The organism is Evansella clarkii, assembly GCF_002019695.1.
GTDB lineage: Bacteria > Bacillota > Bacilli > Bacillales > Salisediminibacteriaceae > Evansella > Evansella clarkii.
Genome location: NZ_KV917376.1, coordinates 4,819,406 through 4,846,318, shown reverse-complemented (window position 1 = coordinate 4,846,318; position 26,913 = coordinate 4,819,406). Strand labels below are relative to the sequence as shown.

Below are 26,913 nucleotides of genomic sequence, written 5' to 3'. Positions count from 1 at the left end.
TTAAATGAATTTTTATTTTAAATATTTATTAAACCATCCAGTGAGTTCTTCCAGCCGGGCAAAACGAAGATGGGGAGGGCCGCTTCTGGAGAGCTCATGATTTGATTCAGGGAATCTTACAAACCTTGTTTCCTTGTCCTGATGCTTTAAAGCGACAAATAGCTGCTCCGCCTGCTCAACAGGGCAGCGGTAGTCAAGTTCTCCGTGAAGAATGAGAAGCGGAGTTTCAATATTGTTAACGTACTTCAAAGGCGAATGATGCCACAGTTTTTCCGGGTCATTAAGCACATCTGTACCGACTTCCCATTCTGTAAAGAAGTAGCCAATATCACTCACTCCGTAAAAACTGATCCAGTTTGAGATGGAACGGAGTGTAGCCGCTGCTTTAAAACGGTTGTTATGGGAAACAATCCAGTTTGTCATGAATCCGCCGTAGCTGCCCCCTGTAACTCCAAGCCGTTCTGTATCAATTGCATCGTATTTCTCAATACATGCATCAAGGAAGCTCATCAGATCGGTATAATCCTTACCACCATAATCTCCCCTGCAAGCATCTACATATTTCTGGCCGTAGCCATGGCTTCCCCTTGGGTTGGAATAAAGAACCATGTAGCCTTCAGCAGCAAGAAGCTGCAGTTCATGGAAAAAGGTATTTGCATACATAGCATGCGGGCCTCCATGGATCTCCAGAATGGCAGGATAATTCTTGCCCTCTTCGTATCCAGCCGGTTTCAGCACCCATCCATGGACCTCCCAGCCGTCCTCTGCTTTACAGCGGATTTCTTCCGGCTCCTGGATATGGACTTCATTAAGAAACGACTGATTCATATTTGTGAGCTGTTCAGCTTTCCCTGTATTCAGGTTAAACAAATAGAGTTCCCCTGGGTTTACAGAATTGCTGACCCCAAGCACTGCCAGCTCTTTTTCCGGGTTAACAGTATAGCCATATACATGGTGGCTGCCAGTATACAGTTCATCTATTTTCCCATCGAGGGTAACTGAGTAAAAATTTGTATTACCTTGCGTGCTTGCTGTCAGGTAAATTCTTTCTCCGTCTTTTGACCAGACTGGCCCCGGGTTGGGATGGCCTGAACGTATGTCGCCAATTGCAGCGTCAGTCAGATGGACATCCCAGTCAGGCGTAATACATTTACGTTCTTTCTTTTCAGGATCTATTATCCAGAGTTTTAGCTGGGTAGCACCTGAGAACTCTCTCTCATGCCCGAAGCATGCTACCTTAGTGCCGTCAGGTGAGAAGCTTCCGTTAAAAAACATCCCATTGCTGTCCGTAAGCAAAGTGGATTCCTTCGACTTGACATCCATAACGTACAAGTCGGCGATAATAGCTGTATCTCCCTGTTTATTGGAGGCATATACTATCTTTGAACTGTCTGGCGACCAGCCGGATGGTTCACAGTCAAAGTCCCCATCTGTAAGGAAGGTTACAGAATCGTCTGCCAGTGTATACAGAGCCAGCTGTTTTCGCTTTCCATCAAGGAAGCCGGCTGCATCTGATTTATATTTCAGTCTTTCAACAACGAGAGGCTGAGACTTCTTATCCTTTTCTTCAGTACTGGCTTTTTCCTCTCCTGGTAATTCGTTTTCTTTAAAAGAAGTAGTGAACAGTATTTTCCTGCCGTCAGGTGACCAGACAGGCTGGGAAGCGCCGTTTTCCAGCTCTGTAATTTGCTTTGCTTCGCCACCTGCTGTGGAAAGAAGATAAAGCTGAGGCTTAACTTTTTCACCTCTTGAAGTTACAAAAACAACGAATTTCCCGTCAGGTGAAAATTTAGGCGAGGAAACTCTTCCTTTACCGAAAGTCCACTGGACTGATTCAGCTTCATTTACTGACTGTACAAATAAATGGGAAGTGTATTCATCTTTTTCCGTTATGTACTGCCGCACGAATACTGCTTTTTCTCCGTCAGCTGAGAGATGCGGTTCATTCAAAACATTAATCTGGCGCAGATCCTCCATTTGCAGAGCTCGTTTTTCAGCCATTTAATTACCCCTCTCTTATATAAAAAAGTAAATTCTGAACCTTCATATTATTTTACCAAAAATATTCGAAAACCGAAATAATTTTTTGTAATGCAGATCCACTGTTTTACAAATATCCGTACAGGGAAAATAATATATAAAATCCTTTCCGGGAAAGGAAGTGGTGATCCCATGCTGATGCATTTTAAAAGCTGGCTGAAGTCATTTGATGTAGTTGGCAAAGACGAAGATTTTGGTAGTGTGGATGATGCCTTAATTGATGAAAAGGATCTGACAATCAGATATTTTACAGTCAAAACAGGAAATTGGTTTTCCGGAGAAAAAATGTATATTTCTCCTGCTTCCATTGAGAGTATAAATGTTAACGATGAAGTAATAACAACAGATATAACTAAAGAAGAAGCTGAAAACGCCCCCAGGTTAGAAGGGAGAGAATTGATTGACAGAACGTACGAAACAAATTTCCATACTCATTATGGCCTGAACCCATACTGGACAGGACCTGGAGTGTGGGGGACCAGTTTTACTGCAAGGGAGCTCGCTGCCCAGCAGCCAGTGGCTATGCCGGAGCCTGAGGAAGATAGTAAAGGAGAACCGGAAATCTACAAAGCAAAGGATATTATCCGTTACGAATTTGCAGCGCAGGACGATTCCTTCGGTCAGGTAGAAGACCTGCTTATAGAGGAAGATTCCTATAAAGTACGTTATTTTGTTATAGATACAAGGAAATTTTTTGGCGGAAAAAAAGTCCTGATCTCTGCTGACTGGGTGGAAAACATTGACTGGATAAAAGCGCAGATACAGACGAATGTTACAAAAGAGCAAGTGGAAAACTCACCGGAATACTTGCCGGAAATCCCTTTATCACGGGAAATGGAAGTTGATTTATATTCCTATTACAACAGAGCACCGTACTGGTAAGGCAGAAGGTGGAATACCTCTGCTCCAGGAAAGCAGAATAATTGTGTTTTTCAAAAATAAGTGGTAGGGTATCCATTGTGCAGCAACACAGTTAAAACAATGAGGTGAAACTATGGTTATAACAGATCAGGCTAAAAGCTTTATACAAGAACTAATGGAAGAGCACAATGCCGGAAATATCCGAGTCTTCTTCGCAGGCATGGGCTGAGGAGGCCCGCAGCTAGGTTTGTCTCTGGATGAGGCAACAGAAGATGATGTAATAGAAGAAATTAACGGTATTAAGGTAGGGTTTGATGAAACTATCTATTCCCAGACAAAGGAACTTACTCTGGAGGTCAGGGAAACACCTGAAGGCAAGGGATTAATGATGACAGGGACTGAATCAGACTGCTGCTGATAGTTAAAAGTACTGAGCTTGGCCTTCTGCCGGACGGCAGGAGGTCTTATTTTTTCCCGGAATCTATTATTTTAGTACAGACGGGTTATATGCAAGGTCAGGAATAATGGTATAATAAACTACAAAAAGAAGTAGTTGGCCAGGCTGTGTATTTCCGTGAAGGGCTATTTGATGTTTGCAACAGCTATTATTATTTTTTTTGCCCAAGGTTTATACTAGTATGTCCACAAACTTACTTCATTCAGCAGAAGGAGATTGGAACAGATGAAAAAGATCGCATTAACTTTATTCCTGACAGGTGTTGTAGCGGTAACTGCTGCCTGCAGCCCTGAAGAAAATGACCAGGAAGCTGCCGCTGCAGAAGGAACGCCAGACTCAGAGGTAATTGCAGAGACTTCAGGCGGGGATATTACCAAGGAAGATTTTTATGAACTATTAAAAGACCGTTATGGAGAACAAATCCTGCAGGAAATGATAACGTTACAAATTCTAAAAGATAAATATGAAGTGAGCGAGGAAGAGATTGACGAGGAAATCGAAATGTTGAAAGACCAGTTAGGAGACCAGTTCAGCGAATGGCTCCAGATGCAGAATCTCGGTAACGAAGAGTCCTTCCGCCAGCTTGTGCACCTTACTTTGCTCCAGGAAGAAGCAAGAGCTGAAGGTGTTGAAATAAGTGATGAAGAAGTAAAAGACAGATATGACCAGATGAATATTGAAGTTAGCGCCCAGCATATTCTTGTGGAAGACGAAGAAACTGCTGAAGAAGTTCTTCAGAAACTTGAAGACGGGGAAGATTTTGATGAATTAGCAAGTGAGTATTCCATGGATGCTTCTAACGCTGATGACGGAGGAGATCTTGGCTACTTCACATCTGGTTTAATGGTGCCTGAATTTGAAGAGGCAGCATTTGGGATGGAAGCAGGCGAAATCAGCAGTCCGGTGGGCACACAGTTTGGTTATCATATTATTAAAGTGAACGACAAGAGGGAAAATGAAGATGCAGAACCTTTTGAAGATGTGAAAAATGAAATTCGTCTCATGTTAATTAATGAACAGACAGACGCAGCCGAAGTACAGGAAAAAATAGCAGCAATTATTGAAGACGGAGTCATTGATATTAAGATTGAAGAATTTGAAAATCTCTTTGATTTTGACGAAGAAGAAGCTGAATAAATAATGTAGTGCTTTATTATTCAAGAAACCCCTGGCATATGGATGAGTGCCAGGGGTTTTTGTCGTTTTTCCAAAAGGTCGGTGTAAGTAAAAATAGGAAACAGCTTTTATCCCGATGTAACTGTCCGTAAAACTCCCGCCTAAAAATATGAGTGGAAGCGAAGATGTTTTAGCGGGAGATAACGGACGCTAACATCCCGATTGGTTCAACTAACAATCAGTGGGGATGAATAATCCCCCCCTCTGATTTAAGGTTCACTTTATATAGTTATTGCTTGGTATTAATGGCCGGCGGCAAATAAGAAAAAAATCGAAAAAACGAGACAGACACAAACAACCTCCAGGCTGCATATAGATTAGATACAATGCCAATATTGGAGGTGCAGTTCCATGTCCAGCATTCTCGCGGCGGTTGCCAGCTTTGTAAAAGAATTATTTCTATTTGTTTCGTTCGTCAAGAACAACGCGTTTCCACAACCGCTTGATTCTAAAACAGAGCAGGAATACATTAAGCGGATGCATGAAGGAGATGAAGAAGCCAGGAACCTCCTGATCGAGCATAATCTGCGTCTTGTCGCCCACATCGTCAAAAAGTTCGAAAATACCCGGGAAGAAAATGAGGACCTTATTTCAATAGGAACGATAGGGCTGATTAAGGCGATAGAAAGTTATTCCCCGGGAAAGGGGACAAAGCTTGCGACATATGCGGCCCGATGTATTGAAAATGAAATTCTCATGCATTTGAGAGCATTAAAGAAAGTCAGAAAAGATGTTTCTCTCCATGATCCCATAGGACAGGATAAGGAGGGCAACGAAATCAGTCTTATAGACGTTCTTCAGGCTGATACAGAAGATGTAGCGGATACGATTCATCTTAATATGGAAAAGAAACAAATTTATGAATACATTCATGTTCTTGACGGCAGGGAAAAAGAGGTAATTGTGGGCAGATTCGGACTGGATATGAAAAAGGAAAAAACACAGAGGGAAATAGCTAAGGAACTTGGCATATCACGAAGCTATGTCTCGAGGATTGAAAAGAGAGCTCTGATGAAACTGTTTCATGAGTTTTATAAAAGCCAGAAAGGAGTCTATCGCACAAGTGAATAGGGCAAAAAACGGTAACGTCACAACCAGACATTACCGTTTTTTTTATTTTTGTCTCTTTTAGAGGAGACTTTAAGCCGTAGTTTTATTCCTCTTTCAGAGGGTTATGATAAGATAAAACCGGAGCGTTATTTCTGAAGGAGGATGACAATGTTATTTATTGATAATGAAAATATTACAGACCCGAGAATTAATCTTGCCATTGAAGAGTATGCACTAAAGAACCTCGACCCGGATAAAACATATCTGCTTTTTTATGTTAACGGCCCTTCAATTATTATCGGCAAAAACCAAAATACAATAGAAGAGATTAATAAACAATATGTAGAAGAAAATGATATTCATGTTGTGCGCCGGTTATCAGGCGGAGGGGCAGTTTACCATGATTTAGGTAATCTGAACTTCAGTTTTATAACGAAGGATGATGGGGACAGCTTCCTTAATTTCCGCCGTTTTACACAACCGGTTATCGATGCGCTGCACGAGCTGGGTGTGAAGGCTGAATTAAGCGGAAGAAACGATATCCATGTAGGAGATAAAAAAGTTTCCGGGAACGCTCAGTACACTACAAAGGGAAGGATGTTTAGCCACGGGACTTTAATGCTTGATTCGGAAATCGAAAACGTGGTCAACGCCCTTAAAGTAAAGGATGAAAAAATTCGTTCAAAGGGTATTAAGTCCATTCGCAGCCGTGTGGCTAATATTAATGACTTTCTCCAAAATAAGCTGACTATGGAAGAGTTCAAGCAGCTTTTACTGGAATATTTGTATAAGGAACAGGAGATCGGCACCTACAAGCTCTCGGAAGAAGACTGGAAGGGGATACACGACATTTCCGAAAAGAGATATAAAAACTGGGATTGGAACTATGGAAAGTCCCCAAAGTTCGATATCCAGAGATCCCAGCGTTTTGATGCAGGGACGATTGATGTCCGTCTGAATATATCTAAAGGAACCATTCAGGAATGCAAAATCTACGGTGACTTCTTCGGTGTGGGTGATGTATCGGATGTTCAGGATATGCTCACAGGAGTCAAATATGAAAAGAACGCTATTCATAAAGCGCTGCACGAGATGGATATGACGTATTACTTCGGGAGAATTCCCAAAGAGGGGTTAACCGAACTCATTTATTAAATCAGACTGGAAAGCATGGACAACGCTGTTGTCCGTGCTTTTTTAATTTGGCAGATGTGAAACAGAGAGATCACTAAACTGAATAAACAGGAGTCTGGCAGTCAATAATGAAATGGAAAAAGGTATGGGATTAATGTATTTACTTTTTGTCGTTATTGTTTATATAATATTTGCTAAAGTGTTTGTGGACTGGAAAAGATGGAAAGAGTTTTACCCTACTATCCAATTCTACATCGTTTGTAATTTGTTATATAACTTTCTCTTTTATAATCATCCGCTATGGTCGTACAAAGCTGTTACAGTTGACTGGCTGAACCACACGCTGATAGATCTCACATTTACACTTTTTATCGTTCCGGTTGTGCTGATGATTTATCTGCAATACTATCCTGCTGGTAAAAAACAGTGGGCCTACATATTTGCCTGGGTTTTATACTTTACTCTTATTGAATTCCTGTTTATAAAGAAAGGGTTATTTGTTTTGGATAATGGCTGGACTCTCTGGTGGTCGTTTATTTTTAATATTATTACTTTTACAATTATTAAACTCCATCATAAAAATACTCTTCTGGGTTTGATTGTTGCTGTACCTGTTATTTTTGTACTGCTCCTGTTTTTTCACCCGCCGCTGCAGGATTTAAAATAGAAAGAAGTTTTTATATGGATATGATATCTACTCCTTTGTTTTTTGCCCTTCTGACAGGGATATATATTTGTATGGCCGTATATCTTACGGTGAGAAAAAGAGACAAATAAAGAGCCGGCTTTCATGCCGGCTCTTTTAACTATTTTTAGTCCTCTGACACTGCGGCTGCCAGGGCTACTTCAACCATTTCATTGAATGTTTCCTGGCGCTCCTGTGAAGACGTTTCTTCACCGGTAATTAAATGATCGCTTACTGTTAGAACTGACAGTGCATCTACTCCAAAGCGGGATGCAATGGTGTAAAGAGCAGATGTTTCCATTTCAACTGCAAGTACCTGGTGGTCTGCGAGCCTTTGTACCATTTCTTTATCATCGTGGTAGAAAACATCGCTTGTGAAGACACTTCCTACGTTTACGTTCATGTTATTTTTCACAGCCCCGTCATAAGCTTTTTTCAGGAGCTTGAAGCTTGCAGTAGGAGCGTAAGTTACTCCGTTGAAAAACTTGTTATTGACCCCGGAGTCTGTAGAAGCGCTCATTGCGATAATCACATCTCTTACTTTTACGTCTTTCTGATATGCGCCGCATGTTCCTACACGGATCAGGTTCTTAACACCGTAGCTGTTAATCAGTTCATGGACATAGATAGAGATGGAAGGAACGCCCATTCCTGTCCCCTGTACCGAAACTCGCTTCCCTTTATATGTTCCTGTATACCCGAGCATACCCCGGACTTCATTATAGCAGACAGCATCTTCAAGAAAATTCTCCGCAATGTATTTTGCTCTTAAAGGGTCACCTGGCAGCAGAATAGATTCAGCGATTTCCCCTTCTTTTGCACCAATATGTACACTCATGTTAAAACACCCTTTCAAGTGATTTTTTCTTCACTTTAAATTAACACATTTGAACAGCATAATGCAAAAAATGACATGGTAATATAATCAATTTCATAAATCAAGATTCTCAATGTGGGAATTACTTAAAAAGTTAATTTGCGATTCGACGATTTACGCTCCAGACGGACGCATTCTGCGGGCATGGGTTCAACTAGTTTCTGATTATAATCGATTTTTATAGTGAATTTTAAGAGAGTTTAATATATCCTCTGTCGTCAGTTCGGGTGAGTCAAGCTGAATCATCTCCGCTTGATGGAGCAGCTCTTTAAAGACAGGACCAGGTTGAAAACCGGTTTCTATTAATAATTCCCCGCTAACCTTGCTCGTCAACTTTTCACGGGACTTTAAGTAATCCAGCCCTTTTTCAGCTGCTTTCCCGCCTGATACTGCGAAATAAATGAGCAGTGGCGCAGTATTTGTTTCAGAGAAAATGCGGTGCCAGTCACTTAATCGAAAATGGGAGACATCGTGCTTCTCCAGCGGTTGAATTTCGATTATAGAGTATAGATCCTTAAGCAGCTTGGCATCCTCTTTATTTTTAGCGTACAGGGATATCTCTTCCCAGTCTTCCGCTTCCATTGGTGTACATACGAGGAGGTATGCTATCCAGGTTGACGGAGTGACATCCAGCCCGTTTCTCATAAACATATTAACTGCAGCTGCAAGGTTTTTTATCCTCCTCAGAATAGCTGTTGGCTCGTCGCTTTTTTTTAAGATGTAATTTTGCAGGTTAAGGTCTAAGATTCTCTCTGCTCCTGATACAGGGTCTTCTTCATAAAACAATCTGGATAGTTCACTTGCTATTCTCGGTCTGGAAACTGCTGTCAAATTATTGGCAGACTGTCTCGCCAGCTGTTCTGTCTGCGCGTCCATTCTGTAACCGAACCTGTTTTCAAAGCGGAGGGCTCTGAGAATTCTTGTTGGGTCTTCAACGAAGCTGAGATTATATAAGACTTTAATTTTTTTCTGCCGTAAATGTTCGTAACCATGAAAATAGTCGATTAGTTCACTGAATTCCTCTTTATGAAGACAGATACCCATAGCATTTATAGTAAAGTCCCGACGGTATAAGTCTTCTTTAATACTGGACATTTCAACCTTTGGAAGCGCCGCGGGAAAATCGTAATATTCCGTACGGGCGCTCGTTATATCAATTTTAAAGCTGGATGGATGTTTCCAGGTTGCCGTACGGAAATCTTCATGGTAACGTACAGAACCCCCGTATCTCTCCTTTAAATGCCTGGCAAGCTGAATACCGTCGCCTTCCGCGACAATATCTATATCCTCGTTTTGTTTTTCCAGCAGTAAATCCCGAACCATGCCGCCAATAAGATAGGCCTTCATTCCAAGGGTATCAGCTTCCCTTCCAATCAGCTTAAGCAGTTCGTAGACGGTAGGGGAAAACTGTTCCCGCATGTCCGCATCAAGACTTCTTTTGAACGGAGAGAGTGATGCAGAGGAGTATTTTATATCCAGTTTATCATTTCCATGCATGGCTTTAATTACATCCGATCTAGATACTATGCCAATTAATTCCCCGTTGTCTGTTACCGGGAGTCGGCCAACCTGTTTTTCAATCATCAGTTCCTGAATTTTTTCCATGCTTTCATTCCTGCTGATTTTAACAGGCTGGCGGCTCATGAATCCCTTTACAGGAGCATGGCCTAACCCATGGTGAAGAGCTTTATCGACATCTCTTCTGGATATTATCCCCGAAAGTTTGTCATTTTCCACTACTGGGAAACCAGTGTGACCGTACCGGTAAAGCATTTTTGAGACATCTTCAATGGTGGTCTCAGGAGAAACTACCCGGACAGGGCTGGACATTATATGCGAAGCTGTAACTGAAGGAACGACGATTTTATGCAAGTTTTCTTTAATCTCGTTCACGACGGAGGAGACTTGTCTTTCCTTCAGCATGGCTGCAGCTGCTTTTGTATGTCCTCCTCCTCCCAATAAACTGATGACAGGGAGGACATTTATCCTGCCTGAAGATGCCCTGGAAGTGATAAAGACTTTCGTACCCATTTTTACTATACAGAAGGCTGCTGACGCGCCTGTCATCTCTACCATTTTTCGGGTTATTTGAGCAAGGCTGCCTGAGTAGTCCTTTTGTTCGTAGCTGCTGATCAATATTTCTGCGTCATCGACAGTTACTGTCTCGGCATTCTCCAGCAAAATTTGAAACAATTCCTGTCCTTCTTTTGGCAGAGGAGCGTCCCGGTATTGTTCCACTACAGACAGGTTGGCTCCTTTTTCCAGAAAATAGGCTCCTGCCCTTAAGTCTCTTGCTGTAGTGTTTTCGTATGTAAACGCCCCGGTATCAGTATATAATCCAAGAGCAAAGACAGTCGCTTCAAAATTAGTTATTTCCAATGAGTTTCTGATGATTTCTTCAGCCAGAAGAGTGATACAGGCTCCGGTCTCCTGCATGATTCCAGCAGCTTTTACTGATGAATCCGTTACCGGGTGATGATCATAAACTATGTAATTTACATGTCTTCGTGAAAGTATTCCGCCTGGCTCACCGAGTCTTTCTAAGACACTGGTATCTGTGAGAATCACTTCTTTTATAACTTCCCAAGGTATATCTTTAATTTTTTTAAAGTTAAAAGTATCCTTGTATATAGCCAGAAAATGCCGTACGTCCCGGCTTAATCTGGCCGGAAGCACCATAGCTGCCTGAGGATGAAGCTTATTTGCAGCAATCATAGATGCGAGACCATCGAAGTCCAGATTGTTATGTGATAATATAATTTGCATGTGCTGTCCCTCCACATATAGAAGAAGCTGAAATTTAAACAGCTGTAAAAAGCGTTCTCCGCTTTGGAAAACGCATTAATATTATTATATCTTTTTTACCATGAAATTGCTTAAGTTAACAAAGATGGTACAATAAGGACGATGAAAGACGCAACTGAAACTCAGGAAAAAAGGAGAGTAGGATAATGATAAAGCAGCGTTTTTACCAGTCGCTTGTGGAGTTAACTCAAAACCCGCTGTATACGAAGATTCTCAGAATGTTTACTGCATCAAAATTAAGCAGAATACTGAATTCATCTTTCGTGGATTTCTATAAAATAAATAAAGAAGAAATGGAATTAGATATCAAAGAATACAAAACCATCAATGAATTGTTTGCGCGAAAACTTAAAGAAGGTTCCCGGCCAGTTGCATCAGAAAAGGGGATTATCGCCAGTCCGGTAGACGGCGTACTCTCAAAAGCAGGGATTATTACAGAGGATGCTGCTTTTCATGTAAAAGGCAAAGATTATTCTTTAAGTAAAATGGTAGGCCTGGAAAACACATGGAAGAGATATACCGGAGGCCATTACATGCTGTTTTACTTAAGCCCGAAAGATTACCATCGTATTCACAGTCCACTGAATGGTTTTATTACTAAAAGATGGGCTCTCGGAAAATATTCGGACCCGGTAAACCAGCTAGGTCTGATGTTCGGTAAAGATCCTCTTTCAAATAATTATCGAATTATTACAGAGTTCGAAAACGAAAATAATGTACGTATGGCGATGGTTAAAATCGGGGCTTTGAATGTTAACAGTATACATCCAACCCATTTGGAAGGGGACGTAAAAACTGGCCAGGAAGTTGCTTATTTTTCCTTTGGTTCCACGGTTATCCTTCTTTTTGAAGCGGATACTGTTGAGCCGCTGACAGACTGGAATGAAGAAAACGTTATTGTTAAACAAGGACAGACTCTGGGAAGGTTCAGGGAACGGGACCAATAAGCCGTTAAACACATACTTTTAACAGCCAAAATAAAAAGCCACCGAAGACAAATAACAGTCTGCGGTGGCTTTTCTCTATTTTGTAGTTGCTTTTTTACCGGATTTTTTCATCTCTTTTTCTAAGTCATCCTGTATGCTCTTGTCGGAAAGTTCAGCTCCAACTCTGTAGGCAGAGCGGGAAATCATAAAACCGGCAAGAGGGGCTGTTAAGAAAACAAACAAGATGGTTAACAGTACTTTCCCAACAAATATTCCCTCAAGAATCAGGAAGTATAGGAAAACCCCTATCATAATACTGATAACACCAAGTGTGGCACTTTTCGTAGCCGCGTGCAGTCTCCCATACACGTCAGGAAAACGAATGATCCCGATAGAGCCTAAGAGAGAAAGGCCTCCGCCGATAAGCAGGAAGATACTAATCACGATCTCTGTCAAGAACCACACCTCCTTCAATAAACTTAGCGAGTGCAACAGATCCAAGGAATGCCAGGATAGCTAATACAAGCATCACTTCTGAATAGGCGATGGTACCTTGGGATACCATTATGACCCCGGTAAATCCGATAAGATTTATTCCGATTGTATCCAGAGCCACAATCCTGTCTGACATTGTCGGACCTTTTACAGCTCTGTATGTGCAGACCAGGATGGAAAGTGACATGACAGCAAGTACTATTTGGGCTGTAAGCTGCAGCATTACTCTGTCACCTCCAGAATAGCCTTTTCGAAAGAATCATGAATTTCTTTGATTGCTTCGTCTTTATCAGGTACATGAATAGAATGCACAAATATCGTTTTTCCATCTTCCGAAAAATCCATGGACAGTGTTCCTGGAGTCAGCGAAATAAGCGTTGCTAACAAGGTTACCTCCCAGTCGGTTTTCAGCTTTGTGGGAACAGCTATTATTCCAGGAGTTATGTCCATTTTCGGGCTTAATACTATTTTAATTACATCAATGTTTGACAGAATCAGTTTGTAGATAAATAAACCAATCAGTTTAAACATTGCAATTACCCGGCGAAAGTAAAAGTCGAACTTTAAAAAACGCCTGAGCAAAAATAGCATTGCTAAACCTACAATATAGCCCAGCATGAATTCCACGCCGGAGAATTCGTTTCTTAACAGCATCCATATGAGCGCAATACCGATATTAAGCAGGATTTGAAAAGCCATAGCACCTACTCCTTAAGTACAGAATTTATATAAAGTGATGGGTCGAGCAGCTGTTCCGCAACTTCCATAGAGAAAGAAAAGATTGGCTCGGCCGCAAGCCCCATAATAATGGATAAAGCTACAAGCGGAGCGACAGGCCAGAGAAGGGGAGCCAGTTTCGTCTTTTTAACTTCTTCCTCTGATAATGAAGGTTTGCCCCAGAAAACATAGACGAAAATCTTCATCATGGAGAAGAGGGTCAACAGCCCTACTAATAAACTTACAAATACGATAAAATAACGCTCTTCCTGAATACCGGATAAAATTAACGCGAATTTACTGAAGAATCCGCTTAGCGGCGGTATCCCTGCAAGTGAGATGGCTGCGATGAAAAAGAGCCAGGCCAGTGCAGGGTGGGTCTTTAACAAGCCGCTCATCTTCTTTAAGTCAGTGGTGCCTGTAATCTTTTGCGTAGCACCTGCAAAAAGGAACAATGCAGCTTTTACAATAATATGGTGGGCGATGTAATAGATTGCCCCGGCAATGGCAAGTGGAGTATAAAGCCCAAGCCCCATCACCATATAGCCAACCTGGCTGATGATGTGGTAGGAAAGGATGCGTTTGAAGTCGAACTGGGAAACAGCTCCTAATACTCCAAAGAACATTGTAAAACCTGCCAAAGCTAAAATAATATTGTGTGTGAAATCAGGGTTATGCGTGAAAATAAGGGTGAACGAGCGGATGATTGCATAAATCCCTACTTTTGTAAGCAGTCCCCCGAACAGGGCAGCAATTGCTGCAGGAGGGCCATAGTATGACTTAGGAAGCCAGAAATACAGTGGGAAAAGGGCTCCCTTCATACCGAATACAATGAGAAACAGAATAGCGACAACATTAAGGACACCTGTCTGTTCAAGTTCGCCAACCCGCTCCCCGAGCTGGGCCAGGTTCAGCGTTCCTGTTACAGAATATAAATACGCTATCCCGATAATGAAAAACATGGAAGCGAAAATGTTTATTACTACATACTTAAAAGACTCACGAAGCTGATACTTTGTTCCACCTATCACTATTAAAACATAGGAGGCAATCAGCATAACTTCAAAAAATACGAAGAGGTTAAACAAATCCCCTGTCAGAAATGCACCGTTTACTCCTGTCAATAAGAAAAAGTAAAAAGGATAAAAATAGAATTTTTCTCTTTCTGAGTGAATTGTCTGAAATGCAAAGAACAGACACGCCACTCCGACAATACTGGCCAGGATAAGCATCAGTCCTGCAAATAAATCACCGACTAACACTATTCCAAATGGTGCAGGCCAATTTCCTAATTCAACTGTAGTGATCCCGTTCTGATAGATAATATACGTTAAGTATATGGAGACAGCGAGCATAGCGAACGCTGTCACGGCGCTGATAAAACGCTGGATGGACGGGCTGTTCCTGAAAAGGATCAAAATAACGCCCATAATGAAAGGTATCAGAACAGGGAGTAAGACAATATTATTCATCGGCACTACCCCTTAATTCATCAAGATCATCTGTTTTATGTTCTTTATATGTGCGGTAAGCTAAAACAAGTAAAAAAGCTGTTACCCCAAAACTGATTACGATTGCTGTCAGAATCAATGCCTGAGGCAGCGGGTCACTATACGCTTCCGCCTGTTCTCCGAGAAGGGGAGGTGCTCCTTCTCCAAGTCCTGAAAGAGTGAGAAGGAGCAGGTGGGCTCCATGGGAAAGGAGCATGATTCCCAGCACTACACGGAGAAGGCTTTTAGTCAATATCATATAGGTTGCCACGGAGACGAGTACTCCAACCGTTATTATCATTAATATCTCCATTATGCATCATCCTCCGCGATCGTAAGAATCGTCAGCAAAGCTACCCCTACAACAACAAGGTAAATCCCAAGGTCAAACGGGAGAGCTGTTGTCAGTTCAGTTTCTCCTAAGACAGGAAGATCGTAATACTCAAAATACTGAGTTAAAAATGGATCTCCGAAAAGAAAACTGTTCAGGCCGGTGGCAATTGCGATAAGAAGCCCCACAGCAATCATTGTTGAATAATTAAAAGGAATGACTCTCTTGATTGTCTTAAGGTCAAAGCTGACATACAAAAGCAGCAGGGCAGAAGCTGTCATCAGCCCTCCAATAAATCCGCCGCCAGGATTATTATGCCCGGCAAAAAACAAGAAGACGGAGAAGGAAAGGATAATGAATGCAACTATCCGCGTTATTGTATGCAGCATCAGAAAGTTCGTCTTCATACATCCTCGCCTCCTTTAAATTTATGCTTAATCAATGTGACCACACCTAAGGCTGCTATCGCTAGAACAAGCACTTCGAGCAATGTATCCAGTCCCCGGAAGTCAACAAGAATGACGTTTACCATGTTATATCCTCCCGCCAGAGGCACAGAAGCCTCTACGAAAAAGTCGGAAATAGGATCAAAACCTGAAGTTTGCCGTAAAGCATGTACGCTAAATGCAATTATTGTCACCATAAGCCCCATCCCTACAGAGATAACAAGGTTGGTAAACCGGAATCTTGGTGTGAATTTTTCTTTTCTCAGTTCCGGAAGGTGGTAGAAAGCAAGAAGCAGAAGTACTACCATTACTGTTTCTACAAGCAGCTGTGTAAGTGCAAGGTCGGGTGCTCTGAATACAACAAACAGAAGGGCGATCAGGAACCCAATGACACCTACGACAATTATTCCTGTAATACGCTGCTGAATAAAAGGCATCGTGACTGTGGCTGCAATAAGAACCAGGGTAATTATCCAGAGAAATGGCGTGACTTCCCCTGCGTCAAACATTGCCAGAGACTCAAACGATAACGCGTCAAACTGAATAAATGTCCAGCCGACGAGGAAAATCATAAATACCATCATAAAAGCAAAGTAATCTCTCAGTAATCCTGTCATCTGGAAATTTGTTACACGCTGAGAGCCTGTAATAAGGCCATCCAGACCGCTGTCATACACTCTGTTCAGCGGATCCCGTTCTTTCAGGAAGAAAGTTGTTTCCTGCCAGCGTTTCAGATTCAGGACTACGAGCATACCGAACAGTACGACCCCTATAGTCATAAACAGTTCCGGATTTAACCCGTGCCAGTGGTATATATTTACATAGAATCTATCTCCTTCCCCTAACAGGTTAGGGAGAATAGACTGCATTGCGGGCTCAATAATTGTGTAGCCAAGCAGGTTAGGGAACAGCCCGAAGATGACAACTAAAGAAGCAAGCACGATTGGTGAAATAAGCATACCTACCGGAGCTTCATGAGCTTCTTTTTTCAGTTTCTCCGGCTGGTATTTACCAGTGAAGGTTCTGAAAAACATTATCATACAATAAGCAAAGGTAAAGACACTGGCTACCCATGCTAACACAGGGAATAAAAAGCCCCATGTGGAAACATTGAATATATCAAGAGTCGTAGCATTAAGCGTTCCTGTAAAGAACATCTCCTTACTCAGGAATCCATTGAACGGAGGCAGTCCCGCCATGGAAGCAAGACCGATTAAAGAGATGGTGAATGTAATCGGCATGATGGTCATTAAGCCGCCAAGGTTCCGGATATCACGGGTCCCGGTCTCATGATCCACAATCCCGACCACCATAAACAGGCTTCCTTTAAAAGTAGCATGGTTAACTAAGTGGAATACAGCTGCCATTACAGCAGTAGCGTAAAGCATATCCACTTCTGCAACATCATAGTGAACGGCGGCTGAACCAAGGCCAAGCAGGGACATAATCAGCCCCAGCTGACTAATCGTTGAAAACGCCAGTATTGCTTTAAGGTCTTTTTGCCTGATTGCTGAGACGGAGCCCCAGACCAGTGTAACAAGGCCGAAGATCGTCAGCAGCCAGAACCACTGGGCTGTTCCTCCGAAAACAGGTGTCAAACGGGCGACAAGATAGATCCCTGCTTTTACCATCGTAGCTGAGTGCAGGTACGCACTAACAGGCGTAGGTGCTTCCATAGCATCCGGAAGCCAGATGTGGAACGGAAACTGAGCTGATTTAGTGAATGCACCTAATAAGATCAGCAGCATAGCCGGAATAAACAGCGGATCATTAATTATTGTACCAGCCTGCGCAATTATCTCCTGAATACTGAACGTATTTGTCATCACATATAACAAGGAGAAACCAGCAAGCATACTGAATCCGCCGGTAACTGTGATAAACATGGACTTTTGTGCCCCATATCGTGACTTTTCCTTATGGAACCAGTAGGCAATTAATAAAGAAGAAGCAAGACTCGTCAGTTCCCAGAAAACATAGATTACTATCAGGTTATCTGACAGAACTACTCCCAGCATAGCCCCCATAAACATAAGAAGGTACACATAGAAGTTATTAAGCGGCTCATCTTTTTTGTTTGCAATATAGTAAATAGAATACAGGACTACGAGTGCTCCTATTCCTGTTATTAAGAGAGCAAACAACAGGCTTAAACCGTCAAGGTACACCGTAAAGTTAATACCCAGGGACGGAACCCAGGGAACTGTAAGCTGAAGCGGCTCCATAGGACCGCCAACAGGCAGATATTGCAATAAATAAACAAATAACACCGTTGGCAGTATTAATACAAACCACCCGGTATGGATATTTCGGAACCATTTATAAAAAAACGGGACAAATATTGCCATAATAAATGGTGCTAAAACTAAGTAATGAAGCGTTGACAAATGATTTACCTCCTTTATGTAAATTGTTTCAGGTGTCAGTACTATTGGTAATTTTTGTTGATTCCACTGCCTCCTGCTTATCGCTTTGTAAATTATAATATAAATTATTAGTGCTTGCACGTTAGGCAGTTTTATCCTTTACTATAATTTTAGTTTTTATTAAATAAGTAGAAAGTGCGCAAAAAAACTCGAAAAAAATTTTTCGAACGTCTTAAATAAGGCGGTATGTCAAGGTTTTTTTGAAAAAATTCTGAAATGTTTCCGTGTAAAAAGACAGAGTCTCCTTTCATCACTTATCCTCTTATATCGACTTCTAAACGGAATTTTTAAAGAAGTGACCTGCCTTACGTATAAAAAAGAAAAAATCGCCTCATCCTTATTACAAAGGAGATGAGACGATTGAACAACAATAAAACATATACTGTAAGTGCTGCTGTTTTCCTGGTACTATTACTGTCTGCAGTTCCGTTTCATATAAGCGCAAACAATCAGATTATTGAGAGGCAGACCTCCGAAGAAAATATTGAAGGTTTCTTTATTGGAGGAAGACCTCTGGAAGATCTGAAATTTCAGCCAAGAGAGTATATCCAGGTGGATAAGCAGCCTTCCAGAGAATAATGAATTATTGCTTTTCCGGCAATTTGTATCAGGACATGAACGGATGCTTGTCCGCCAGAGAACGGCGCTTCATTTCCTCATGAATAAGAAGAATAAAGTCCTCGCTCAGTTTCAGGTCTCGTGCTTTATTATAGGTCTCAACCAACAGATCATCGGATAAATATCTCATAGCCTCCTGCCGCTGCATAGCAGCTCCACCTCCTATTCCTTTTACTAATTAGTAGTGAAGGCTCTACAGTTACCTGAAATAAAATAAGGAAAATTCTGAATAATCTCCGGTTAGTTTTATATATTTTCCATCTGGTTGCTGCCCTCTATTATTAATTTCTGTTATGTAATGTCCTGCTGACTGAAAGTCTGCTCTATAGCCTGCTGTTTCTTACTGAGTTGATAATATCATGATCCTGCTGCCTTCTCAACGTGTATATTATCCACAATTCATAGTGGATAACCTGTTGATGAACTGTATATAAAGGTACAGATGGTTGTTGGAATAAAGGGGGATATGTTAGTAAGTTTATCCACAATGAAGGCAGGGTGCAGAAACTGTCGAAAAGTTTTTAGAATAAAGCGGGCTGCCTGAAGAACTGTGTCGAATCATCCAGAATACCTCAATCAAGGAAAAAAATTCTCTCCAGTTTGAAAACAAAGATAGAATACATGTATTATAGGGAAGGAAGTATAACATAAGCTGCCAATAGATTGGAGGACAAACCGTGCTAAAACAGTTTATTCCTGACCAGTACGTAAAGTCTATATATGATATTTCTATTGAGGAATTGAAAGAAAACGGCATTAAAGGTATCATTACAGATCTTGATAACACCCTTATTGAATGGGACAGAGCAGACGCGACGGAAGAGGTCGTTGCCTGGTTTGAGGAGGTTAGAAAACACGGTTTTGAAATCGTCATTGTATCGAACAATAATGAAAAACGTGTTAAAAGTTTCTCGGAACCTCATAAAGTAACGTTTATTCATAGTGCGCGGAAACCGCTGAGCAGAGCCTTTAAAACAGCTGCCAAACTTATGAAGCTGAAACGGGAAGAAGTAGTGGTTATAGGAGACCAGCTTCTGACGGACGTTCTGGGAGGCAACAGAAGCGGCTTTCAGACAATCCTTGTTGTCCCTGTAGCGCAGACTGATGGTGTACTTACGAGAGTGAACAGGCGTATTGAAAGAAGAGTATTTGAAATAATGAGGAAGAGAGGGCTTATTGAATGGGAAAAGCAAAAGAAGAACGAGTAATATGTTCGGGCTGTGGTGTATCAATTCAGACCGAAGACCCAAAACAATTAGGGTACACTCCATCAGCGGCGCTGGAACGTGAAGTAGTTATTTGCCAGCGCTGTTTTAAATTAAAACATTACAATGAAGTACAGGATGTTTCCCTGACAGATGATGATTTTCTGAAGATACTAAATGAAATAGGCAGCAGAGATGCTTTAATTGTTAAACTGGTGGATATATTTGATTTTGACGGAAGCTGGCTTCCGGGGCTGCATCGTTTTGCAGGAAAGAATAAGGTACTGCTTGTAGGGAACAAAGTGGACCTGCTTCCTAAATCCGTAAAAAGAAATAAACTTACTAACTGGATGAAGGAGCGCAGTAAGGAATATGGCCTGAAAGCGGAAGAAGTTCATTTGATGAGCGCTGCAACCGGAGAAGGAGTTATCGAAACAGCCAACTTAATTGAAGAACATCGCAAAGGCCGTGATGTTTATGTAGTTGGGTCTACGAATGTGGGGAAATCAACGTTTATTAACCGGCTCCTAAAAGAATTCGGAGCGGAGGACGAATTTATGATAACTACATCCAATATTCCGGGAACCACACTTGATATGATAGATGTTCCATTAGATGACGGGTCGTCACTCTATGACACACCTGGAATTATTAATCATCATCAAATGGCTCATTTGCTTGATAAAAAAGAATTAAAAGTGATTAGTCCAAAAAAGGAAATAAAGCCGAAAGTGTTTCAGCTTGGAGATGGACAAACTTTATTTCTTGGAGGACTGGCCAGGGTTGATTTTGTACAGGGCAGTGATATGTCGTTCGTATGCTATGTGTCGAATGACCTGAATATTCACCGGACAAAACTTGAAAAAGCAGATGAGCTGTATGAAAAACATCTGGGAGAACTGCTGACCCCTCCGTTCAAAAAGAACAAAGATGACTTCCCGGAGTTTACTGCGCGGGAATGGAAGCTGCAAAATGAGAAGCAGGATATTGTAATATCCGGGCTGGGCTGGATTACGGTCCATGGAAAGGGCGCTTTTGTAAAAACTTACGCTCCTAAAGGAGTTCATGTCACGATCCGGCCATCAATCTTTTAACAGATAATATGGAGGAGAGATCAGTATGAGAGGAATAATGGGGGTGGCAGGCTATCCGATAGGGCATACTTTGTCCCCGGCAATGCATGAAGCGGCCTTTAAAGAACTAGGTTTAAATATGGCTTACCATGCATTTGAGGTGCGGCTGGAAAACTTAAGCGACGCAGTTAAGGGGATCAGAGGATTAGGATTAAAAGGGATGAATGTTACGATACCCCACAAAGTGGAAGTTATGAATTATCTGGATGAAATTGATAACCTTGCAGCAGAAATAGGGGCTGTGAATACGATTGTTAACAGAGACGGCCGGCTTAAAGGATATAACACTGACGGAGAAGGGTATTTCCAGTCATTGAGAGAGGCTGCAGGAAGCAGCCTGGAAGATAAGCGGGTGCTTGTAATTGGTTCAGGAGGCGCGGCCCGGGCTGTCGCAGTTACAATTGCTAAAAACGGCGTCGGGGAACTTGTTATTACTAACCGCACGCTTCAAAAGTCAGAAAACCTTGCAGAAACATGCTTAAAATTCGCCAATACAACTGTTCTTCCCATGGGCAGGGCACAGGCCAGGCTGACTGAATTTGACGTAATTATAAATACCACATCTGTAGGTATGTATCCGGAAACAGGAAGTATGCCTATGTCAATGGAAATGCTGAGCAGAGGAACGATTGTCAGTGATTTAATTTATAATCCCCTCAAAACAAGATGGCTTAAAGAAGCTGAAAAAAGAGGCGGAATTGCTTTAAACGGTGTCAATATGTTCGTTTACCAGGGAGCGATTGCTTTTAAATTATGGACAGGGGTGGAAGCTCCCATCAGAGTAATGAGAGAAGCAGTGCTCCGCAACCTGAAAGGAGAATAATTAAGAATGCTGACAAGTAAACAAAAGAAATTTTTAAAATCTGAAGCTCACCATCTGAAGCCTATATTCCAGGTGGGAAAAGGCGGGGTAAATGATAACCTTATTAAACAGGTGGATGATGCCCTTGAAGCCAGAGAGCTGATTAAAGTAAGTGTCCTTCAAAATTGCGAAGAAGATAAATATGAGGTAGCTGAAGCCATTTCTGAGGGAGCGGGTGCTCACGTTGTCCAGGTGATCGGCAGCACGATCGTCCTGTATAAGGAATCTAAAAACCAGAAAAAGATAGAGCTGCCATAACTAAGAGGTGAGAGGATGAAGCGGATTGGGCTGTTAGGAGGTACGTTTGATCCTCCTCATATAGGTCATTTATTAATGGCTGAAGAAGCACGTCTGAAAATGGAGCTTGATGAAATCTGGTGGCTTCCGAACAGGGTTCCGCCACATAAGGAAAAGACAAGCCGTACAACTGCCATGGACCGTCTCGATATGGTTGAGTCAATGACAAAGCTCAATAAAAGCTATAAGGTTTGCGACATTGAGCTGAAGATGGAAGGCCCCTCCTATACTGTGCATACGATTGATAAGCTTCTGGAAAAATTCCCTGGTTTTACTTTTTATTTTATTATCGGGGAGGACAGTCTGCTCACTCTTCAAGACTGGTATGGCAGTGACCGGCTTTTGGCCATGGTAAATTTTATCGTTATCCGCAGGCCAGGCTATACATTTGGAGAACAGGAGACTGCCCCATCTATTACCATTATACAAGGTCCGGTAATTGATGTTTCTTCTACGCTGATTCGTGAAACAATATATGAAAAGAAGTTAAACAAATTTTTGTTAACGAAAGATGTCTATTCATTGATTAAGGAGAGGGGACTATATGAATGAAGCAGAAGCTTTTGCTGCCGTCAGAAAGAGCCTTAAACAAAGGCGGTTTGAACACACGGAACGGGTAACCGAAGAAGCAGAACGCCTTGCTGAAATGTATGGCGCAGATGTGGGGAAAGCCCGTTTAGCAGCAATTTTGCATGATTATGCGAAATACCGCTCTCCGGCGGAAATGAGGCAGACAGTAACAAAAGCTGGTTTAAACAGAAATTTACTTTATTTTGGCGATGAAATACTCCATTCTTTCGTTGGTGCGTATTATATTATGGAAGAGCTGGGTATTGAAGATGAAGATATTCTTTCGGCAGTCCGTTACCACACAACTGGAAGAGCAGACATGAAAAAACTTGAAAAAATTATTTTCCTTGCTGATTATATTGAACCTGGAAGGTCGTTTCCAGGTATTGAAGAAGTTCGGGAGACAGCTAAGGCAAGTTTAGACGAAGCTTGTTTATTATCTTTAAAAAATACGATTGGATTTTTAGTGAAAAAGAAGAAGCCGGTTTATCCGGATACTTTTGAAGCGTATAATTATTATACGATGAACAAATAAAAGGAGGTTATCACATTTTCATGGACACAAATGAACTGTTAGATACCGCTGTCAGAGCAGCTGATGATAAAAGGGCTGAAAATATAGTTGTTTTAAATATGAAAGGCATTTCTTTAATTGCCGATTACTTTATTATATGCCATGGTAACTCAGAAAAGCAGGTAGAAGCTATAGCCAGAGAAGTGAAAGACCGTGCTATGGAACAGGGGCAGGATATCAAGAGGCTGGAAGGTATCGATGAAAGCCGCTGGGTGTTAATCGATTTAAACGATATAGTTGTCCACGTTTTCCATAAAGATGAGAGGCCATATTATAATCTGGAAAAATTATGGGGAGACGCACCAGCATATACAGCTGAACAGGTGTTAAATTAATCCCCGCACTTTTACTGCTTATTCAGAAGGGGAAAAATAATGAAAAACGAAGAGCATTTTGCATCTGTGTATGATTATCTAATGGAAGATGCCCCATACGACAGATGGCTTGAATACACCACTGCCTTCCTGCCTGCAGGCTCCAGGGTACTGGATCTTGCCTGCGGAACATGCACTTTTACCATTATGCTGCAGGAGGCAGGCTTTAATGCCTCTGGCACGGATCTTTCTCAGGATATGCTTACTATCGGGGAGGAGAAAATCAGGGAGAGAAAGTTAGAAATTCCTCTCTACCGGCAGGACATGCGTGAGCTTACCGGATTTAATAACCTTGATGGTATTACGTTGTTCTGTGACGGTCTGAATTATCTTTTAACGGAAGAGGACGTACAACAAGCTTTTAAAAAAGCATATTCCGCTTTAAAACCTGGGGGCATACTCTTATTTGATGTTCATTCCTTGTTTAAAATGAACACTATTTTCAACGACCAGATGTACGGAGAAAACGGAGAGGATATTTCGTATATATGGTTTTGTACACCAGGAAGGGAGCCGGATAGTGTGGAGCATTCTTTAACTTTCTTTTTGAAAACTCATACCGGTTTGTACGAAAGGAAAGATGAGGAGCAGTTTCAGCGAACTTTTCCACCAGAGATTTATAAAACCTGGCTTCAGGAAGCGGGATTTTCGAAAGTTGAAATAACTGGGGATTTCGGCCGCAGGGAACCACTGGAAACAGATGAAAGAATTTTTATTAAAGCTGAAAAAAACAGCAGGAATTCTTCAGACGGCCGAGAAATATAAAGAGCAAGGACTAGTCCTTGCTCTTTTCCTTTTCTTTAATCTGCCGGCATACCAGCTGTCGGTCCTCGGCGTATTTCTCATGTGTTCTCCTGAACAGCAGGTTAAACTGATCCCCTATCTCATCTCTAAGTACCTCCAGCCCTGCTCCGGTAACTCCTCCGGGAACGGTGACCCTTTTTCGCAGCGTCTCCAATGTAAAGTGTTTCCTTTTCAGCAGTTCACCGTAACCAATCAGCATGGATTCAGTAATTCTGATTGCCTCATCTTCTTTTATATCCGTTTCCTCAACAGCACTTTTGATCATCTCTTCTACTAAATAACTTATAAATGCCGGACCGCAGCTTGCAAGATCCGATGCAATCCTTGTAATGCCATTCCCGATCATCTGCGGCCTGGAAATTGTGCTGAAAAAACGCAGTAATTCCTGTTTATTAGTTTCCTCCACTTTTTCTCCAAAAGTAACAAGAGAAGGCCCTTCCATTGCCCGGTTTACTATGCTTGGAATAAAGCGGACTACCTGACAATCGGATATTTCCTCAAGTTCATCTGTTAATACAGGACTTGTTATTGAAATGAGGGTTTTTCTCCTGTCAAGCAAGTCATTAACCCTTTTTATTACCGGAAACATCTGCAGTGGTTTTACACACAGGAAAATCCAGCTGCATTCAGTTACTATGGCACGGGGGTCATGAACAACCTTTAACCCAGGATAAGAAGAGGCTAACTGGTAGGCTTTGTCAGCTGTCCTGTTCATAACGATGACATTATCTGATGAGATTGCCCGGGCATCTAATAAGGATTCAACGAGTATTCTGCCCATGCTTCCTGTTCCGATAAAGCCAACTTTCTTCAAACCATTCCCCTCCTTTACAAAACATTCTCATAGTAATCGTATGATTGATTGTTATTTATTATGAATCAAAATCTTATTTCTAAGGAGTGATAAAAATGCATTCTTTCATTGGCGAAAACAAAAAAAATCTGTTGTTCGGGGCAGCTGCACTGACGGTTATTGCCGCTGTATTTCTCCTGCTGCCCTCTACACAAGGAGGAGAAGCTGACGAGGAAGACTGGGAATCGTTCCTTCAAGGAGGGGCCGCTCAGCAGGAGAACAAGACAGATTATGCAGAAGAAGAAACTGTAATTATTGTTGATATTAAGGGAGAGGTTGTAAACCCCGGGATTTACATAATGGAACAAGGAGACAGGGTCAATGATGCGATTATAAAGGCAGGGGGAACTACTGAGGATGCAGCAGAGGAAGCGGTTAATCTGGCGGAAAAGGTTTATGATGAAATGGTGATTACAGTACCTGCAGCAGGGGAGGATGTGGAGGTCATTTTCCAGGGGGGCGGCGGGGATAGTGATAAAGTGCGTATAAATCATGCTTCTGCTGCAGAGCTAGTCTCGCTGCCGGGAATAGGACCAGCTAAAGCGGAAGCTATTCTGAAGTACCGTGAAGAGGCAGGCCCCTTCAAAAGCGAAGAGGAATTGGTGAATGTACCTGGGATAGGAGAAAAAACGATGGAAACATTAAAAGAATTAATTTCTGTAAAATAACTTTATAATATTGGCTTTGTGAAAAAAGACGAACATTACTTTTCGATTGCAGCGTAAGACGGCGACTGTCTCTTCCTCTGCTCCTGCGGTTACTCGTCGCAAAAAAGAGTTTTGCCAGCTTAGCTCCGAAGAATATCCGTCGAGACAACTCGATGCATTTGCGGTGAAGAAGATGCTCGTTCCTGCGGGAATAGCATGAATTGAAAAACCATTTTTGACGGCGTTCTGCCGGAAAAAATTAGTTGAAGCCGTGCCCGCAGAAAGCGTCCGTCTGAAGCGTAAATCGATCTAACAAATTAACTTTTTATAATAATCTTCATAATAAAGTTGAAAATCTTGAATTATGAAATTGATTCAATAACATATTAATTAATTTTAGTTTGACGGAACAGGAATGGATTGTCTAAACTTAATAAGTAAAATGATATTTTTTGCCGGAGGGACTTTATAATGGACAGAATTTCATGGCACCAATATTTTATGGCACAAAGCCATCTTCTTGCTTTAAGAAGCACCTGTACAAGGCTGATGGTTGGTGCAACGATCGTCAGGGATAAAAGAATAATCGCAGGCGGATACAACGGAGCTATTTCCGGTGGAGAGCATTGTATAGATGAAGGCTGCTACGTCATTGATAATCATTGTGTAAGAACGATTCACGCAGAGGTTAACGCTTTGCTTCAGTGTGCCAAATTTGGTGTTGCAACAGAAGGCGCCGAGGTTTATGTTACCCACTTTCCTTGTCTGAACTGCTGTAAAGCTTTGATTCAGGCTGGGATAAAAAAAGTTTATTATGCAGCAGATTACAAAAACCATCCGTATGCTGAAGAACTTTTCAGCCAGGCAGGTGTGGCTGCCGAGCAGGTTGAACTTGAAGAAATGATTCTTGACAGAAACAATAAAGAAAAACTGATGTTCACTGCAGACCTCCTTGCTCTCCTTGAAGATACTGGTATTAACAGAGACCAGCTGGAGGAATTAAAAGAAAAAGCAAATAAGCTGTATACTTCACCATGACACCGGCAGGGGGATAACCCCT

At 41.8% G+C, this 26,913-nt stretch carries 31 protein-coding genes; 19 read left to right on the top strand and 12 right to left on the bottom strand.

The genetic code is table 11. The features are described 5' to 3' along the window. Nucleotides 1-12: 12 nt before the first annotated feature. Nucleotides 13-2,001: a S9 family peptidase gene (locus tag BK582_RS23020; RefSeq protein WP_078597270.1), complete on the bottom strand. Its 1,989-nt coding sequence runs from the start codon at nucleotides 1,999-2,001 to the stop codon at nucleotides 13-15. A 177-nt stretch (nucleotides 2,002-2,178) separates the two neighbouring features. Between BK582_RS23020 and BK582_RS23015 the strand changes: the two genes are divergently transcribed. From BK582_RS23015 to BK582_RS22995, 6 genes are all read left to right on the top strand, one after another. Next, entirely contained in the window at nucleotides 2,179-2,922 is a 744-nt protein-coding gene (locus tag BK582_RS23015) for a PRC-barrel domain containing protein (protein WP_218190757.1), read from the top strand. A gap of 226 nt (nucleotides 2,923-3,148) precedes the next feature. Then, nucleotides 3,149-3,319 carry a hypothetical protein gene (locus BK582_RS27380; RefSeq protein WP_167553252.1) on the top strand — a complete coding sequence of 57 codons (171 nt, stop codon included), beginning with the start codon at nucleotides 3,149-3,151 and terminating at the stop codon, nucleotides 3,317-3,319. 264 nt (nucleotides 3,320-3,583) lie between these two features. Continuing rightward, a complete protein-coding gene (locus BK582_RS23010) occupies nucleotides 3,584-4,495 on the top strand; it encodes a peptidylprolyl isomerase (protein ID WP_078597268.1) in 912 nt (303 codons plus the stop codon). Nucleotides 4,496-4,885: 390 nt separating this feature from the next. After that, on the top strand, nucleotides 4,886-5,605 hold the full coding sequence (gene sigK, locus BK582_RS23005) for an RNA polymerase sporulation sigma factor SigK (protein ID WP_078597267.1): 720 nt from the start codon (nucleotides 4,886-4,888) through the stop codon (nucleotides 5,603-5,605). A gap of 147 nt (nucleotides 5,606-5,752) precedes the next feature. Further along, the gene (locus BK582_RS23000; protein ID WP_078597266.1) at nucleotides 5,753-6,739 is read left to right on the top strand and encodes a lipoate--protein ligase; all 987 of its coding nucleotides are present in this window, start codon (nucleotides 5,753-5,755) and stop codon (nucleotides 6,737-6,739) included. Between the two features lie 112 nt (nucleotides 6,740-6,851). Continuing rightward, nucleotides 6,852-7,385: a CBO0543 family protein gene (locus tag BK582_RS22995; protein ID WP_244895466.1), complete on the top strand. Its 534-nt coding sequence runs from the start codon at nucleotides 6,852-6,854 to the stop codon at nucleotides 7,383-7,385. 145 nt (nucleotides 7,386-7,530) lie between these two features. Here BK582_RS22995 and deoD read toward each other — a convergent pair whose 3' ends face one another. Together deoD and BK582_RS22985 are read right to left on the bottom strand one after the other, a co-directional pair. Then, nucleotides 7,531-8,241, bottom strand: coding sequence for a purine-nucleoside phosphorylase (gene deoD, locus BK582_RS22990; protein ID WP_078597265.1), 711 nt, complete (start codon nucleotides 8,239-8,241; stop codon nucleotides 7,531-7,533). A gap of 204 nt (nucleotides 8,242-8,445) precedes the next feature. Next, a complete protein-coding gene (locus BK582_RS22985) occupies nucleotides 8,446-11,046 on the bottom strand; it encodes a CBS domain-containing protein (RefSeq protein WP_078597264.1) in 2,601 nt (866 codons plus the stop codon). 185 nt (nucleotides 11,047-11,231) lie between these two features. On the opposite strand from BK582_RS22985, the gene BK582_RS22980 reads away from it, so the two are divergent. Next, nucleotides 11,232-12,032, top strand: a complete 801-nt coding sequence (locus BK582_RS22980; protein WP_078597263.1) for a phosphatidylserine decarboxylase — start codon at nucleotides 11,232-11,234, stop codon at nucleotides 12,030-12,032. A 75-nt stretch (nucleotides 12,033-12,107) separates the two neighbouring features. Here BK582_RS22980 and mnhG read toward each other — a convergent pair whose 3' ends face one another. From mnhG to BK582_RS22945, 7 genes are read right to left on the bottom strand one after another with little or no spacing between them, the layout of a single operon-like run. Continuing rightward, the gene (mnhG, locus tag BK582_RS22975; protein ID WP_078597262.1) at nucleotides 12,108-12,467 is read right to left on the bottom strand and encodes a monovalent cation/H(+) antiporter subunit G; all 360 of its coding nucleotides are present in this window, start codon (nucleotides 12,465-12,467) and stop codon (nucleotides 12,108-12,110) included. Continuing rightward, nucleotides 12,448-12,729: a Na(+)/H(+) antiporter subunit F1 gene (locus BK582_RS22970; protein WP_078597261.1), complete on the bottom strand. Its 282-nt coding sequence runs from the start codon at nucleotides 12,727-12,729 to the stop codon at nucleotides 12,448-12,450. The genes mnhG and BK582_RS22970 overlap by 20 nt, the downstream gene beginning before the upstream one ends. Beyond that, a complete protein-coding gene (locus BK582_RS22965; RefSeq protein WP_078597260.1) occupies nucleotides 12,729-13,205 on the bottom strand; it encodes a Na+/H+ antiporter subunit E in 477 nt (158 codons plus the stop codon). The genes BK582_RS22970 and BK582_RS22965 overlap by 1 nt, the downstream gene beginning before the upstream one ends. A 5-nt stretch (nucleotides 13,206-13,210) precedes the next feature. Then, a complete protein-coding gene (locus BK582_RS22960) occupies nucleotides 13,211-14,695 on the bottom strand; it encodes a Na+/H+ antiporter subunit D (protein WP_078597259.1) in 1,485 nt (494 codons plus the stop codon). Beyond that, nucleotides 14,688-15,026: a Na(+)/H(+) antiporter subunit C gene (locus tag BK582_RS22955; protein WP_078597258.1), complete on the bottom strand. Its 339-nt coding sequence runs from the start codon at nucleotides 15,024-15,026 to the stop codon at nucleotides 14,688-14,690. Before BK582_RS22955 ends, BK582_RS22960 begins: the two co-directional genes overlap by 8 nt. Beyond that, complete coding sequence (locus BK582_RS22950) at nucleotides 15,026-15,451, bottom strand: Na(+)/H(+) antiporter subunit B (protein WP_078597257.1); 426 nt, start codon at nucleotides 15,449-15,451, stop codon at nucleotides 15,026-15,028. Before BK582_RS22950 ends, BK582_RS22955 begins: the two co-directional genes overlap by 1 nt. Then, nucleotides 15,448-17,877 carry a Na+/H+ antiporter subunit A gene (locus BK582_RS22945; RefSeq protein ID WP_078597256.1) on the bottom strand — a complete coding sequence of 810 codons (2,430 nt, stop codon included), beginning with the start codon at nucleotides 17,875-17,877 and terminating at the stop codon, nucleotides 15,448-15,450. Before BK582_RS22945 ends, BK582_RS22950 begins: the two co-directional genes overlap by 4 nt. Nucleotides 17,878-18,276: 399 nt before the next feature. On the opposite strand from BK582_RS22945, the gene BK582_RS22940 reads away from it, so the two are divergent. Beyond that, complete coding sequence (locus BK582_RS22940) at nucleotides 18,277-18,495, top strand: hypothetical protein (RefSeq protein ID WP_078597255.1); 219 nt, start codon at nucleotides 18,277-18,279, stop codon at nucleotides 18,493-18,495. A 28-nt stretch (nucleotides 18,496-18,523) separates the two neighbouring features. On the opposite strand, the gene BK582_RS22935 is transcribed toward BK582_RS22940, so the two are convergent. After that, nucleotides 18,524-18,682 carry a sporulation histidine kinase inhibitor Sda gene (locus BK582_RS22935; RefSeq protein ID WP_414457999.1) on the bottom strand — a complete coding sequence of 53 codons (159 nt, stop codon included), beginning with the start codon at nucleotides 18,680-18,682 and terminating at the stop codon, nucleotides 18,524-18,526. Nucleotides 18,683-19,211: 529 nt separating this feature from the next. On the opposite strand from BK582_RS22935, the gene BK582_RS22930 reads away from it, so the two are divergent. From BK582_RS22930 to BK582_RS22895, 8 genes are read left to right on the top strand one after another with little or no spacing between them, the layout of a single operon-like run. Beyond that, entirely contained in the window at nucleotides 19,212-19,742 is a 531-nt protein-coding gene (locus BK582_RS22930) for a YqeG family HAD IIIA-type phosphatase (RefSeq protein ID WP_078597254.1), read from the top strand. Then, nucleotides 19,715-20,833, top strand: a complete 1,119-nt coding sequence (gene yqeH, locus BK582_RS22925; protein ID WP_078597253.1) for a ribosome biogenesis GTPase YqeH — start codon at nucleotides 19,715-19,717, stop codon at nucleotides 20,831-20,833. Before BK582_RS22930 ends, yqeH begins: the two co-directional genes overlap by 28 nt. Nucleotides 20,834-20,858: 25 nt before the next feature. After that, nucleotides 20,859-21,695: a shikimate dehydrogenase gene (gene aroE, locus BK582_RS22920; RefSeq protein ID WP_078597252.1), complete on the top strand. Its 837-nt coding sequence runs from the start codon at nucleotides 20,859-20,861 to the stop codon at nucleotides 21,693-21,695. Between the two features lie 6 nt (nucleotides 21,696-21,701). Next, nucleotides 21,702-21,992 carry a ribosome assembly RNA-binding protein YhbY gene (gene yhbY / locus BK582_RS22915; protein WP_078597251.1) on the top strand — a complete coding sequence of 97 codons (291 nt, stop codon included), beginning with the start codon at nucleotides 21,702-21,704 and terminating at the stop codon, nucleotides 21,990-21,992. A gap of 15 nt (nucleotides 21,993-22,007) precedes the next feature. Further along, nucleotides 22,008-22,583 carry a nicotinate-nucleotide adenylyltransferase gene (locus tag BK582_RS22910; protein WP_078597250.1) on the top strand — a complete coding sequence of 192 codons (576 nt, stop codon included), beginning with the start codon at nucleotides 22,008-22,010 and terminating at the stop codon, nucleotides 22,581-22,583. Further along, complete coding sequence (gene yqeK, locus BK582_RS22905) at nucleotides 22,576-23,136, top strand: bis(5'-nucleosyl)-tetraphosphatase (symmetrical) YqeK (protein WP_078597249.1); 561 nt, start codon at nucleotides 22,576-22,578, stop codon at nucleotides 23,134-23,136. Before BK582_RS22910 ends, yqeK begins: the two co-directional genes overlap by 8 nt. Nucleotides 23,137-23,156: 20 nt before the next feature. Continuing rightward, nucleotides 23,157-23,510 carry a ribosome silencing factor gene (gene rsfS, locus BK582_RS22900; protein WP_078597248.1) on the top strand — a complete coding sequence of 118 codons (354 nt, stop codon included), beginning with the start codon at nucleotides 23,157-23,159 and terminating at the stop codon, nucleotides 23,508-23,510. Nucleotides 23,511-23,549: 39 nt separating this feature from the next. Beyond that, entirely contained in the window at nucleotides 23,550-24,314 is a 765-nt protein-coding gene (locus BK582_RS22895; RefSeq protein WP_078597247.1) for a class I SAM-dependent DNA methyltransferase, read from the top strand. Between the two features lie 10 nt (nucleotides 24,315-24,324). Here BK582_RS22895 and comER read toward each other — a convergent pair whose 3' ends face one another. Beyond that, the gene (comER, locus tag BK582_RS22890) at nucleotides 24,325-25,167 is read right to left on the bottom strand and encodes a late competence protein ComER (RefSeq protein ID WP_078597246.1); all 843 of its coding nucleotides are present in this window, start codon (nucleotides 25,165-25,167) and stop codon (nucleotides 24,325-24,327) included. A 95-nt stretch (nucleotides 25,168-25,262) separates the two neighbouring features. On the opposite strand from comER, the gene BK582_RS22885 reads away from it, so the two are divergent. From BK582_RS22885 to BK582_RS22880, 3 genes are all read left to right on the top strand, one after another. Continuing rightward, nucleotides 25,263-25,874: a helix-hairpin-helix domain-containing protein gene (locus tag BK582_RS22885; protein WP_078597245.1), complete on the top strand. Its 612-nt coding sequence runs from the start codon at nucleotides 25,263-25,265 to the stop codon at nucleotides 25,872-25,874. Nucleotides 25,875-25,920: 46 nt separating this feature from the next. After that, complete coding sequence (locus tag BK582_RS27375; protein WP_169911226.1) at nucleotides 25,921-26,073, top strand: hypothetical protein; 153 nt, start codon at nucleotides 25,921-25,923, stop codon at nucleotides 26,071-26,073. A gap of 251 nt (nucleotides 26,074-26,324) precedes the next feature. Next, the gene (locus tag BK582_RS22880) at nucleotides 26,325-26,891 is read left to right on the top strand and encodes a ComE operon protein 2 (protein ID WP_078597244.1); all 567 of its coding nucleotides are present in this window, start codon (nucleotides 26,325-26,327) and stop codon (nucleotides 26,889-26,891) included. Nucleotides 26,892-26,913 lie beyond the last annotated feature (22 nt).